We start from the raw sequence: 13,497 nt of genomic DNA on the forward strand, positions 1-13,497 counted from the left end.
CACATCTCTTGCATAGTTTGATATGGTAAGAAGAGGTGCGTATGTAAATGCACTTAAAAGGCAGTGTGAGCGAAAAGCGCTAGCCTTCTAAAGGAGGAAAAATAAAATGACAAAAAACATTCATGATGTTGCATATGAATTACAAAAAGCAATCGCTGAAAACGAAGATTTCCAAACATTAAAAGCAAGCTACGCAGCAGTACAAGGTGATGCAAATTCAAAGAACTTATTCGATGAGTTCCGTACAATGCAACTTGGCTTACAACAAAAAATGATGCAAGGTCAAGAAATCACTGAAGAAGATAACCAAAAAGCACAAGAAGTTGTAGCTCGCATTCAACAAGATGCTAAAATCACAAAGTTAATGGAAACTGAGCAACGTTTAAACATCGTTATCACTGACGTTAACAAAATTATCATGCAGCCACTTGAAGAATTATATAACGCGCAACAACAAGCGTAATAGTGGAAGACGCCCCTGTATAGGGGCGTCTTTTTTATTTGTTACTTCTTGAAATACTCAGTCTCAATCTTCTTTTCCTTCAAAAACTTTTCAATTTCTTTTTGCTTCCTACCATTAACTTTCTCAAAGCGCTTTGTAAAAGAAAAATCAGTTTTGAATAAGTTACCATCTTCAGCGAGTTTTTCTAGTTCTTGATCTAGTTCTACTGAAAGTGCCGTAGATGCTGAAATGTAATCATGAATTTCCTTCGAAGGCTGTTTGTAATCATCAGGGATCGTATTGTTACTAATAAAATTATGGAAGTTCGTATCGTTTTGTTGTGCTAAATCTACTAGTTGTTTTAATTTCTTCCGATTGGATTCCGTGACATTCTCGTCAGATATAGCTGACGAAAGTGGAACGATGTTTTCGTATAACTCTCCGCTATAATTTAAATACGTTTTTATATTTTGTTTCATTTCGTCTTCGTTAATCGTTTCATTCTTTTTTGAGGAAGTGAATATAGTTTCCGGAATTTTAATCGTAACATCTTTAATAGATTGTACATCGTCTTCTTCCTTAGGTTGTGCACTGTTTGAACAAGCTGATAGAAATAAAATTGTAAGTAACGTGAGTAGGTATAAAATATACTTTTTCATATTAATCTCCTTTTACATTCATTAGTGTCTTTGTAAAATAGCCACATTCCATTTCAAATACTTTACTAAAGTAGCGTATAGATGTTTTACCATTTGGTAACATATGACGGATATGAGTAAACCGACGCAAAAAGCGATGAACACATTATAAACATCGGAATAACTAATTTGCTGAAACCCTTTAAAAAATCCTAATCCTATTAATAAAATAGGTGAAATTATTAATAATGGAGTGGCAATGATCAGTGCTAGAATAATAGGTAATAAAAAGAGTAGTACGAAAAAGGCGATAATGATAAAGGCAAAGTTTAAAATACTTAAGCTCATAACAGAAAATAGTGCAGTTATCATATTTTTAAAGCTGCGTTTCTTGTCAGCATTGCTTATTGCATAGGAAACATTAAGTTCTTTAGCGATCGTTTTAGGGTTTCCTAGTTTTCTAGAAATTTCTTCTTCACATTTCCCATCTTGTTTACCACTGATAAAATGAGTTTCGTACTCTGAAAGAATATCTTTCTTTTCTACATTAGGCATATTTCGCAGAGCAGAACTAAGTTGTTCCAAAAATTCACTTTTGTTCATAACAATCACTTTCCTTTATAAAATGATGAATTACAGCTGAGAATCCTATCTTTTGAAAAGGGGGATACGAATTAAAAAGTATGTTCCAATTATTGGGCATTCCAATATTTACAAATATATCATTTAGTAGTGTTCTTTGCAAGGTACTATAATCTTATTAATACTGTGATGAGATGAAAGTTTTTTTGTACATTTTTAGAGAAGATATAAAAATATTATTTTAGGATAAACAAAGGGTTGTAAGCGTATTCCTTAGCAGTTGTCAAAATAATGTCAAATTCATATTGTTGGAAAAATAATGCATTTGTAATATAATGATAAATAATACTTCACCACATTAATTAACTAGGTGAAATTAAAAATCTTTATTACACACATTATGAAATAAAGGAATGATTAGTTTGAGTACAGGTGTAAAAGCAAACGACGTGAAGACAAAAACAAAAGGAGCAGATCTTGTTGTTGATTGTTTAATTAAACAAGGTGTTACACATGTTTTCGGTATTCCAGGAGCGAAGATTGACTCTGTATTTGATGTACTGCAAGAAAGAGGACCAGAGTTAATTGTTTGTCGTCATGAACAAAACGCAGCATTTATGGCAGCTGCTATTGGTAGATTAACAGGGAAACCGGGCGTATGTCTTGTAACTTCAGGACCAGGGACATCGAATTTAGCAACAGGTCTTGTTACTGCGAATGCGGAGAGTGATCCCGTTGTTGCTTTAGCTGGTGCAGTTCCACGTACGGATCGATTAAAACGTACGCATCAATCTATGGATAATGCTGCACTATTCGAACCAATCACAAAATATAGCGTAGAAGTAGAACATCCTGATAATGTGCCAGAAGCACTATCAAATGCATTCCGAAGTGCGACTTCCACTAATCCAGGAGCTACTTTAGTAAGTCTTCCGCAAGACGTTATGACTGCGGAAACGACTGTAGAGTCTATCGGTGCGCTTTCTAAGCCACAGCTTGGAATCGCTCCCACACATGAAATTACATATGTAGTAGAAAAAATAAAATCGGCGAAATTACCAGTTATTTTACTCGGTATGAGAGCGAGCACAAATGAAGTGACGAAAGCCGTTCGTGAATTAATTGCGGATACAGAACTTCCTGTCGTTGAAACATATCAAGCAGCTGGTGCAATTTCGCGTGAGTTAGAAGATCATTTCTTCGGCCGCGTTGGATTATTCCGTAACCAACCAGGTGATATTTTACTAGAAGAAGCAGATCTTGTTATTTCAATCGGTTATGACCCAATTGAGTATGATCCGAAATTCTGGAATAAACTTGGAGACAGAACGATCATTCATCTTGATGACCATCAAGCGGATATCGACCATGATTACCAACCAGAGCGTGAATTAATTGGCGATATCGCTTTAACAGTAAATAGCATTGCAGAAAAATTACCGAAACTTGTATTAAGTACGAAATCAGAAGCAGTGTTAGAACGATTACGCGCGAAATTATCAGAACAAGCAGAAGTTCCAAACCGTGCTTCAGAAGGTGTTACGCATCCGCTTCAAGTGATTCGTACACTTCGTTCTTTAATTAGTGACGATACAACCGTTACATGTGACATCGGTTCACATTCTATTTGGATGGCAAGATGTTTCCGTTCTTATGAACCACGTAGATTATTATTTAGTAACGGTATGCAAACGTTAGGTGTTGCACTTCCTTGGGCAATTGCTGCTACTTTAGTTGAACCGGGCAAGAAAGTTGTTTCCGTGTCAGGTGATGGTGGTTTCTTATTCTCTTCAATGGAATTAGAAACAGCGGTACGTTTAAACGCACCGATCGTACATCTTGTATGGAGAGACGGTACGTATGATATGGTTGCGTTCCAACAAATGATGAAATACGGTAGAACATCAGCTACAGAGTTTGGCGATGTCGATCTTGTGAAATATGCAGAAAGCTTCGGTGCAAAAGGTCTTCGCGTTAACACGCCTGATGAATTAGAAGGTGTATTAAAAGAAGCACTAGCAGCAGATGGTCCTGTCATTATTGATGTTCCAATTGATTACCGTGATAACATTAAATTAAGTGAAAAATTATTACCAAACCAATTAAACTGATGGAGGCATGATTGAGATGACTGTTGCACAATTAATTGATATTGATGCAAAAAGAACGAAAATGAGTAATGAAGTATATCAAACATCTACAATGCTTGCGCTATTAGATGGTATATATGATGGTGTAATTAGCTTTGAGGAATTGAAAGAACGTGGTGATTTCGGCATAGGTACATTTGATCAATTAGATGGTGAAATGATTGCATTCGATAATGAGTTTTATCATTTACGTTCAGACGGTTCAGCAGAAAAAGTAGAACCGGAAGAAACAACACCGTTTGCGACTGTAACGTTTTTTGAAAAAGAAATGAGTTATACAGTAGAGCGCTCGATGAATCGTGAAGAAATTGAGGCATTATTACATGAATTAATGCCAAGTAAAAACTTATTTTACGCGATTCGAATGGACGGTACATTCCGTGAAGTAAGAACGAGAACTGTTCCAAGACAAGAAAAACCGTATACACCGCTCGTTGAAGTGACGAAATCACAACCAATCTTTTCATTTAAACATACAGAAGGTACGCTTGCTGGATTTTGGACACCAGATTACGCGCAAGGTATTGGTGTAGCTGGTTTCCACTTACATTACATTGACGATGCAAGAAGCGGAGGCGGACATGTTTTCGATTATGTTGTAGAAAACTGTACGATCCAAATTTGTCAAAAAGCTCATATGCATTTAGCACTTCCAGAAACAGCTGATTTTATGGCAGCTGAATTATCGAGAGAAAACTTAGAGGATAATATAGCGACTGCGGAAGGCGCGGAGTAAAAAGGAGAGACTGTTCCATTGTGGAACAGTCTTCTTTTATTAATATTCCTTGTCGAATCGTTGATATATTTTGAGTTATGATAGATATATTTGAAAAATCGTTGATATATTGTAAGTTACGATAGATATATTCGGAAAATCGTTAATATCGTTTATTTCCTTGAAACAAACGGATGCCCCTCATAATAAAAACGCCACGGATAATGCACAGCTTCTTCTGCGTAATCGATGTTAATACGAGGTCCTGCTGTTATTTTATATTGTGATGACATGTGTTCTTCTTCTGGAACGAGTTCAATATGTAATGTATCACTTTGTAAGGATACACCTCGTTCTTCTAAAGTAATTCCGAGGGCACGGCATAGTTTGCCAGGGCCGTTCGTTAAATTTTTATACTGCGCTTTTGTAATGTCGGTTTTGTTGAAGCGCGCTAGTTTTATTTCTTCAATCCCGTCTACTGGCTCAAGGGCTCGAATGAGAACACCTTGTGGGGTGCCAACTGGCGCTGTAATGACGTTAAAACAATGATACATACCATAAATCAAATATACGTAAGCATGACCTGGTTCGCCAAACATGACTTCTGTGCGATCTGTTCGTCTCCCGCCGTAACTATGTGCGGCCTTATCATCGGGACCTTTGTATGCTTCTACTTCTACAATGATTCCGCTTCGTTTTATTCCGTCTACAATATGAACAAGCTTCTGCCCAATTAATTTCTTTGCTATTTCTAACGTATCGCCTTCATAAAAGGAAGGAGGTGCCTGCATTGTACTATCTCCTTTACTGAGTGTATATGTATATAGTAAACCAAATTTTCAGTAGTAATTCTAACTCGTTCTATTTGCTACATTTATTTCATAAATTATGGATAGAGTACAACAGCGAAGAGGGGGAGTGCGACATGATTTATCGCTTACTAGCTCTTAACATAGATGGGACACTACTATACAACAACGGAAAAATTGCAAAAGGATTAAGAGAAACAATTGAATTTGTGAAAAGAAAAGACGTATACGTTACATTATTTACGAGCCGTAATTTTCAGTCTGCTCATAAAGTAGCAAAGGCGTTAAAATTAGATTCTATATTAGTGACACACGGTGGTGCTTTCGTTTCAGCAACGTTAGATAAGCCGTACGTTCAAAAAAGATTATCTGAAGAGAAGACGTTTAACATTGTGCAAGTGTTAGAGCACTTCGATTGTAACGTCCGCATTTCTCATGAACGGTTTTCAATCGGAAATCGTGAGAGAAATACACCAAACTTAATTGCGCGTACTGTATTATCAAGCGCAGATCCGTTATTTTATCCGGTTCAGTTTGTAGACTCGTTAGGTGATGCGCTTCGGGATCATCCAGTAGCTGCTCCGAAAATTGATGTGATTTTCCAAAGTAAAGGTGAAAAAGAACGAGGGCTAAATACATTACGAAAAGCATTCCAAGATATAGAGTATGTTGAGTGTGATTCAAAACGAATAGAAATCTTGCCGCAAAATGTATCAAAATTACGCGGATTACAATTGCTTGGAGAGCATTTAAATATTTCGCTAAACGAAATGGTTGCGATTGGAGATAGTTTAGAAGATCTAGAAGTAATTGAAAATGTAGGGCTCGGGGTAGCGATGGGGAACGCACCTGTAGAGTTAAAACAAGCAGCAGACTGGATTACACGTTCAAATAGCGAGAACGGTGTAGAGTATATGATTAAAGAACATTTCCGTAAGCAATTCCCGCTTCCGTTTTTGAAAAATCATAAAAATACACCGAAACGATAAAAGAAAAACGTAGCTTTTTGCTACGTTTTTCTTTTGGTTTTATCCTAAGGTTGAAAGCGTTTTATTCGAGTTAATTGTGTCTGAAATCTATACAATTTACTTGAATCCTTTAGAAAACTGTTGTAAAGTGGATGATGTTGCCAAAAATTTACACCACATGAAATATTCTTCAGATTAATTGTATTGAGCTCCCATAAGTAAAAACATTTCCGCATGTTAGTTTAGTTCACGTATTATTTCAAAAATGAATTGTAGTAATGTTATTAATTCGTTGTAGAGTTTCTTTGGTTTATTTAAATGGATTATTTTAAGTTAATGTGAGTAAGACTTGGTACATATGAAATGAGCTTCTTTTCATAAATTTAGGAATCATAAAAGGGGGAATGATTTTTTTGAGGAAATCATTTAATCAAAAAATAAAAAAATTAAGTAGTAGTTTTATAGTTATGTTACTAGTATGTATGAATTTTTTAATCCATTTACCAGATAAAGCAGAGGCAGCTACAACAGAGTTAAAAGGTTTAGGTGATGTATCTTATTACAATGCAATCATTTTTGGAGATCATAGTGCAACGAGTGCGGATATTGAGGGTGCGATGGCTATTCAAAAAAATATGAACGCATCAAGTTATACAGTCTTAGCGGCTGCAACAGGAGCACATAACTTAGCTGGAGCAACATGGGTAGAGGAAGGATATCCATCATTATTACTAGGTGGTCAATTTACGAAAGCGGGAACAGGACAAGTAATTATTCAAGATGGAACAGTGGCGATGACAAAAGATGGTGATCCAGAAGGTGCAATGAAATCATCATATGACCGTATCTCATATAAAGAGCAAGCGGAGATTGATGCTAAATTTAAAGAGTTTAGAAAAGACGTTGATAGTGTAATTGAGGATGCGGGCCAATTACATACTGATAAACCAAAACCTGGTATGACTTTTGGAATCGGTGAAGATGTAAATAACCCTAATATTTATGTTTCTTCAGGCCAAAATGGAAAGAAAACATTTAATGTAAGTGATGTTTATCTTCCGAATGTAAGTAATAAAGACTTTATTGTTATTCATTCAGATGCAGAAGAAGTGAGTTTTGGTGGCGGTGCAATCTTGTATGATACAACAGATAAGGGCGGGTTCACATTAGTTAATACATCTCAAGCATATGATCCTAATTCCTTTTTTACCGAGTTAGCTAGTAAAGTCATTTGGGTGTTCCCTAATGCTACAAAGATAACAACTAAAGGATATGGTGTAGTAGGAAGTGTATTTGCGCCTAATGCAGTTGTAGAGACAAAAGGTGGCTCTATTAACGGACAAGCCTTTGTTGGTGGGTTACACCAAAGAGATGGATTTGAGGTTCATAATTTTAAATTTAACTGGCCAAAGTGGAAAAAGCCGGCTGCTGAAAAAGGAAATTTACAAATTAAAAAAGTTGATGAAAACGATGAAAACATTGTTTTAAAAGATGCAAAATTTGATGTTATAGACAAAGATAATAATGTTGTGGCTACTGTTACAACAAACGAAAAGGGTATTGCGGAAGTTAAAGATTTACCATTTGGTGATTATTTTGTAAAAGAAATTAGTGCACCAGAAGGATATATAAAAGTTGATACACCAGTAAAAGTAACAATTGATAATACAAACATAATTGAATTTGTTATGAAGAATACGAAAAAAGTAGAGAATGGTCAATTTAAATTATTGAAAAAAGATAGTGAATCTGGTCAACTTTTACCAGGTGCAAAATTTGATGTTATAGATAAAGATGGGAACGTTATCGAAACAATTATTACAGATGGTAAAGGTGAGGCTTTATCAAAACAACTTCCAGTTGGAACATATACATTAAAAGAAGTTGAAGCACCAAAAGGTTACGAACTAACATCTAGTTTAGTTCATGTTGATGTAGCTGCTAATAAAACAGTGACTGTAGATGTGTTGAATAAAAAAATTGTTGAAAAAGCTACAGGTCAATTTGAAATCGTAAAAGTGGATGCAGAAGATAAAGCGAAAGTATTATCAGATGCAGAATTTGAAGTGTACAAAGATGGTAAAAAAGTAGAGACGTTACGAACAGATAAAACAGGTAAAGTAACCTCTAAGAAATTAGAGCCAGGAACATACACATTAAAAGAAACGAAAGCACCACAAGGATATACATTATTAAAAGAAGAAATTGAAGTCGTTGTGGAAGCAAACAAAGTAGTACAAGTACAAGTAGAAAACGCAAAAGAACTAGGAAGCTTACAAGTAATCAAAAAGGATGCAGAGAGTGGAAAAGTTCTAGAAGGTGCAGAATTTAAGCTGAAGAATGAAACTGGTCAAGTAGTTGGAGAGGCGAAAACAACGAATAAAGACGGCATTGTGAAATTCGAAAACTTAGAGCCAGGTAAGTATACGTTAGAAGAAACGAGAGCGCCAGAAGGCTACAAAGCGATAGAAGTTACAGTAGAAGTAAACGTTGTAGCAAATGAAGTAGCGAAACGAGAAGTATTGAATGAAAAAGTGAAAGAAGAAATTACAGGTCAATTAGAAATTACAAAAGTAGATGCTAATGATACAGGTAAAACATTAGCTGGCGCAGTGTTTGAAATTTGGAAAGATGGAACAAAAATAGACACATTAACAACAAATAAGAATGGTAAAGCAATTTCTAAGAAGTTAGAACCTGGAGATTACATTTTAAAAGAAGTTCATGCACCAGAAGGATATAAATTATCTGATAAGGAAATTAAATTTAAGATTTCTAATGAAAAAGTAGAAGTTAAAAATCTTGAAATTACAAATGAAAAAGAACAAGAAAAAGGTCCAGAAAAACCAGGCGAAGAAACAGAAAAGCCAGGTGAAGAAACAGGAACACCAGGTGAAGAGACAGAAAAACCAGGTGAAGAAACAGAGAAACCAGGTGAAGAAACAGGAACACCAGGTGAAGAGACAGAAAAACCAGGTGAAGAAACAGAGAAACCAGGTGAAGAAACAGAAAAACCAGGTGAAGAAACAGAGAAACCAGGTGAAGAGACAGAAAAACCAGGTGAAGAAACAGAGAAGCCAGGTGAAGAGACAGAAAAACCAGGTGAAGAAACAGAGAAGCCAGGTGAAGAAACAGAAAAACCAGGTGAAGAAACAGAGAAGCCGGGTGAAGAAGTAGGAAAGCCTAACTTACCAGAAAAAGAGCAAGGCAGTTCCAATGATCAAAAACTTCCAGCTACAGGGCATAATACAAATTACCTTCCATTTATAGGTGTAATTCTTGTGTTATTAGGAATGCGTTTAAGATTTATGACTAAAAATAGCTAATAGATTTATAAAAGGCAGAAGAGAAATGTCATCTCTTCTGCCTTTAAGTTTTTAAATAGAAGAAATAAGGTAAAACCTTCTGTATTGACCTGCAAACGCCCTTCAAGTAAACTAAAGAGAGTTTGCAAATGAAAAGGTGATAATGTTGTTAATTTCAATTAAAACGCTACAAGATGATCGTTTTTTACGTCCGCTGCAAAATATTGGCGGCTTATTTTTTGAAGATAGTACGATTGGATTTGAACAAGAGGAAGCAAATCTTATTGTTGATATACACATTGAAGAGAATGTGAAAGCATTTGCTCGTTTAACAGATGTTGCTACTGGAAATGTGTATGAAGAAACTTTCGCAAAAGATTTATCTGCTTTCACAGATGAAAAAGAGCGTATGAAGCAAGTGAAGCACGTTGTTTCTTATGTATATCTTTCTGTTCTTCAGCAGTTAACTGGTCTTGAACAAAGTTGGGGCATTTTAACAGGAGTTCGTCCGACGAAACTCCTTCATAAAATGCTTCAAAGTGGTATGTCAAAAGAAGAAGCACACCAAGAACTTCGTGAAAGCTATTTAATTCATGAAGAGAAAATTGAACTTCTTCAGCGTATTGTGGATTGCCAATTAGCGGTAGTTCCGGATTTATACCGTTTGAAAGAGGAAGTAAGTATTTATATCGGTATTCCATTCTGCCCAACAAAATGTGCATATTGTACATTCCCGGCGTATGCAATTAACGGACGCCAAGGCTCTGTTGATTCATTCTTAGGTGGTTTACATTATGAAGTTCGTGAAATTGGTAAGTTTTTAAAAGAAAAAGGTGTAACAGTTACGACGATTTATTACGGCGGCGGTACACCGACAAGTATTACAGCAGAAGAGATGGATATGCTGTATGAAGAAATGTATGAAGCGTTCCCAGATGTGAAAAATGTGCGTGAAGTAACAGTTGAGGCAGGTCGCCCAGATACAATTACGCCAGCAAAACTAGAAGTGTTAAATAAATGGAACATTGACCGTATTAGTATTAATCCGCAGTCATACCATCAAGAGACACTAAAAGCAATTGGACGTCACCATACTGTAGAAGAAACAATTGAGAAGTATCACTTAGCTCGTGAAATGGGAATGAACAATATTAATATGGACTTAATTATTGGTCTTCCTGGTGAAGGGCTAGATATTTTCAAGCATACGTTAGATGAAACAGAAAAGTTAATGCCAGAATCGTTAACAGTTCATACGTTATCATTCAAACGTGCTTCTGAAATGACGCAAAACAAACGTAAATATAAAGTTGCAGGTCGCGAAGAAATTACAGCGATGATGCATGAAGCAGAAGAGTGGACGCAAAAGCATAATTACGTACCATATTACCTATATCGTCAAAAAAATATTTTAGGTAACTTAGAGAACGTTGGTTATGCAATGCCGACGCAAGAAAGTATTTATAACATTGTTATTATGGAAGAAGTTCAATCAATTATCGGACTTGGTTGTGGTGCATCAAGTAAATTTGTTCATCCGAAGACAGGTGCAATTACGCACTTCGCAAATCCGAAAGATCCAAAATCATATAACGATGGCTTCGTAAAATATACAGAAGACAAACTGAAAATTTTAGAAGAGCTATTTGTATAAGAAGAAAGAGGTTGTTCCATTTGGAACAGCCTCTTTTTATATTGTTGTGAGTAAGTTGCTATAATTTCATTTACCAAGAAACCACACTGTTTGTAAAACTATGTCGATAATAATCAGAAAAATTAGTCAAATCATTAGAGGACAATGTCTACTTATGGACGAAATGATAGATTTATGAAAGAGAAAAGGGGGAAATTGTTGGCATGTACATGACGATAGGGAGAATATTTGATTTAGCGGTTGGTAAGTATCCGAATAAAGAGGCGTTAGTAGAGCCGGAAAAAAATATTCGCTGGACATATAAACAGTGGGATGAGCAAATAAATAAAACGGCGCAAGCTCTGTTGAAAGAAGGGGTAAGAAAGGGAGATACTGTATCTGTTTACTTATATAATTGCCGTGAATTTGTAAACGTTTACTTAGCTTGTGCGAAAATTGGGGCGATCTTTAACCCGATTAACTTCCGTTTAAAAGCAAAAGAATTATCGTATATCCTTCAAGATGCAGCCTCGAAAGTAGTAATCTTTGAAAAAGCGGTTGAATCAACTGTTGCTATCATTGAACGAGATTTTCCAAATTCGTCTTTTTGGTATGTAGAAGACGATACACCTTCCTATGCTAGTTCTTACCATGAAAAAGTTAATGCGGCATCTTCTGACAAAGTACATATCGAAATTGATGAAATGGATTATTGTTCTATGTTATATACGAGCGGTACGACAGGTCATCCGAAAGGCGTATTGCATCGTCATCGTGAAATGACTGAGCATAGTATGATTTGTACGTATTTCTTAAAATATAATAGAGATAGTGCCGGACTTGTTGTAGCACCTTTATATCATTGCGGCGAGTTAAATGCTGGAATCATTCCGCGCATTCAAGTTGGCGGAAAGAATGTTATTTTGCATCATTTTGATACGGATAGAGTATTACATACGATTCAAGAAGAGAAGATTACGACGTTTTTTGCAGCACCGACGATGTGGAATATGTTACTGCAAAAAGATTTAACACAGTACGATTTAACGTCGATGAAGATTGGTATATATGGTGGAGCGGCGATGGCGCCAGCATTAGTGAAGGAATGTAAAGAACGTCTTTATATTGATCTTGTACAAATTTACGGAATGACAGAAATGGGGCCAGTTGTTGCATTTCTCGTAGAAGAAGATCAAATTACGAAAGCAGGTTCAGCGGGAACACCATGCTTTAGTCATGAAATTCGCATTGTAAAACCAAGCGATGATGCACCAGCAGAGCCAGATGATGTATTGCCGCCTTATGAAGTTGGGGAGATTATTTTGCGCGGCCCAACTATGATGGCTGGTTATCATAACCGAGAAGAAGCAAATGCAAAATCGATGTATAAAGGATGGTATCACTCTGGTGATTTAGGTTACTTCGATAAAGATGGCTATTTATTCGTCGCAGATCGTGTGGATGATATGGTAATTAGCGGAGGCGTTAATATTTATCCACGTGAGATTGAAGATTTCCTTCATAGTCATCCTGGTGTATTAGATGTTGCGGTGCTTGGTGAGCCAGATGAATTATGGGGAGAACGTGTTGTGGCTGTTGTTGTAATGAAAGATGAAGCGATTACAGAAGAAGATTTAGAAGTATATTGTAAAGAAAGTGATGAATTAGCAGATTATAAACGTCCACGTCATTACTTATTTGTGGATGAACTGCCTCGTAATGCGAGTGGAAAATTACAGAAGTTTGTGCTTAGAGAGTCTTTGAAAGGTGCGAAAAAATAGAAAGTGTGGGATGCCTACATGATTTCCGCCTGTTTGTCTGTAAGCGATTAAATAGACGAAGCAATATCTTTGCTCTTTTGTAGAGGTGGGGAATTAAGTGAAGGTCAATTGATCTTCACTTAATTCTCGTTTTTTCTTAATGAAGAGTGATTCGTGTATTTGAAGTAAGGTGAAAGAACAAAAGGGATGTAATGTATAAAAGAAAAGACACCCTAAGGTGCCTCTCTCCGACTTGAACCATTTTCATTTCATACGAATCTATCCGTATTACCCCTTTGTTATAAGTGTAAACACATACTATAAAACAGAATCGTCTATATACACTAGATTATTAGTTCACAAAATATAAGAGATCTGAGATCAGTATCGGAGTAACGCCACATCCCCTATAATGATTGATATGTTACGCCTTTTAAAAGAATCTGCTTTATAGAACGTGTCCACAAGTTATATTTTACTACATGTAATATTCAT

General features: G+C 36.0%; 10 protein-coding genes. 7 read left to right on the forward strand and 3 right to left on the reverse strand.

Going from position 1 to position 13,497, the window contains the following annotated elements; genetic code table 11:
- Positions 1–106: 106 nt before the first annotated feature.
- Complete coding sequence (locus QCI41_RS22720; protein WP_048545636.1) at positions 107–463, forward strand: YlbF/YmcA family competence regulator; 357 nt, start codon at positions 107–109, stop codon at positions 461–463.
- 41 nt (positions 464–504) lie between these two features.
- Here QCI41_RS22720 and QCI41_RS22725 read toward each other — a convergent pair whose 3' ends face one another.
- On the reverse strand, positions 505–1,101 hold the full coding sequence (locus tag QCI41_RS22725; RefSeq protein ID WP_353836613.1) for an NDxxF motif lipoprotein: 597 nt from the start codon (positions 1,099–1,101) through the stop codon (positions 505–507).
- Positions 1,102–1,122: 21 nt separating this feature from the next.
- The gene (locus QCI41_RS22730; RefSeq protein ID WP_353836612.1) at positions 1,123–1,683 is read right to left on the reverse strand and encodes an HAAS signaling domain-containing protein; all 561 of its coding nucleotides are present in this window, start codon (positions 1,681–1,683) and stop codon (positions 1,123–1,125) included.
- 401 nt (positions 1,684–2,084) lie between these two features.
- Here QCI41_RS22730 and alsS point away from each other — a divergent pair, with 401 nt between their 5' ends.
- Positions 2,085–3,773 (forward strand): acetolactate synthase AlsS, encoded by a 1,689-nt coding sequence (gene alsS / locus QCI41_RS22735; RefSeq protein ID WP_240588729.1) that lies wholly within the window; start codon positions 2,085–2,087, stop codon positions 3,771–3,773.
- Between the two features lie 16 nt (positions 3,774–3,789).
- Positions 3,790–4,548, forward strand: coding sequence for an alpha-acetolactate decarboxylase (gene alsD / locus QCI41_RS22740; protein WP_046956672.1), 759 nt, complete (start codon positions 3,790–3,792; stop codon positions 4,546–4,548).
- A gap of 152 nt (positions 4,549–4,700) precedes the next feature.
- On the opposite strand, the gene QCI41_RS22745 is transcribed toward alsD, so the two are convergent.
- Complete coding sequence (locus QCI41_RS22745; RefSeq protein WP_353836611.1) at positions 4,701–5,318, reverse strand: DNA-3-methyladenine glycosylase; 618 nt, start codon at positions 5,316–5,318, stop codon at positions 4,701–4,703.
- 134 nt (positions 5,319–5,452) lie between these two features.
- On the opposite strand from QCI41_RS22745, the gene QCI41_RS22750 reads away from it, so the two are divergent.
- The 4 genes from QCI41_RS22750 to QCI41_RS22765 all read left to right on the forward strand — a co-directional run bounded on the left by QCI41_RS22750 (position 5,453) and on the right by QCI41_RS22765 (position 13,023).
- Positions 5,453–6,325, forward strand: a complete 873-nt coding sequence (locus QCI41_RS22750) for a Cof-type HAD-IIB family hydrolase (RefSeq protein ID WP_000640410.1) — start codon at positions 5,453–5,455, stop codon at positions 6,323–6,325.
- Between the two features lie 392 nt (positions 6,326–6,717).
- Positions 6,718–9,630 (forward strand): SpaA isopeptide-forming pilin-related protein, encoded by a 2,913-nt coding sequence (locus QCI41_RS22755; RefSeq protein ID WP_353836610.1) that lies wholly within the window; start codon positions 6,718–6,720, stop codon positions 9,628–9,630.
- A gap of 142 nt (positions 9,631–9,772) precedes the next feature.
- Entirely contained in the window at positions 9,773–11,263 is a 1,491-nt protein-coding gene (locus tag QCI41_RS22760) for a coproporphyrinogen III oxidase (RefSeq protein ID WP_353836609.1), read from the forward strand.
- Positions 11,264–11,466: 203 nt separating this feature from the next.
- The gene (locus QCI41_RS22765; RefSeq protein WP_353836608.1) at positions 11,467–13,023 is read left to right on the forward strand and encodes a fatty acid--CoA ligase; all 1,557 of its coding nucleotides are present in this window, start codon (positions 11,467–11,469) and stop codon (positions 13,021–13,023) included.
- The last annotated feature ends 474 nt before the right edge of the window (positions 13,024–13,497 follow it).

The organism is Bacillus cereus group sp. MG4 (assembly GCF_040460055.1).
Lineage (GTDB): Bacteria > Bacillota > Bacilli > Bacillales > Bacillaceae_G > Bacillus_A > Bacillus_A wiedmannii.

What these genes read in the sequence shown, in the direction of transcription:
- QCI41_RS22720 (WP_048545636.1), top strand. Translation starts at nt 107, where the DNA reads ATGACAAAAAACATTCATGATGTTGCATATGAATTACAAAAAGCAATC.
- QCI41_RS22725 (WP_353836613.1), bottom strand. Translation starts at nt 1,101, where the DNA reads ATGAAAAAGTATATTTTATACCTACTCACGTTACTTACAATTTTATTT.
- QCI41_RS22730 (WP_353836612.1), bottom strand. Translation starts at nt 1,683, where the DNA reads ATGAACAAAAGTGAATTTTTGGAACAACTTAGTTCTGCTCTGCGAAAT.
- alsD (WP_046956672.1), top strand. Translation starts at nt 3,790, where the DNA reads ATGACTGTTGCACAATTAATTGATATTGATGCAAAAAGAACGAAAATG.
- QCI41_RS22745 (WP_353836611.1), bottom strand. Translation starts at nt 5,318, where the DNA reads ATGCAGGCACCTCCTTCCTTTTATGAAGGCGATACGTTAGAAATAGCA.
- QCI41_RS22750 (WP_000640410.1), top strand. Translation starts at nt 5,453, where the DNA reads ATGATTTATCGCTTACTAGCTCTTAACATAGATGGGACACTACTATAC.
- QCI41_RS22760 (WP_353836609.1), top strand. Translation starts at nt 9,773, where the DNA reads ATGTTGTTAATTTCAATTAAAACGCTACAAGATGATCGTTTTTTACGT.
- QCI41_RS22765 (WP_353836608.1), top strand. Translation starts at nt 11,467, where the DNA reads ATGTACATGACGATAGGGAGAATATTTGATTTAGCGGTTGGTAAGTAT.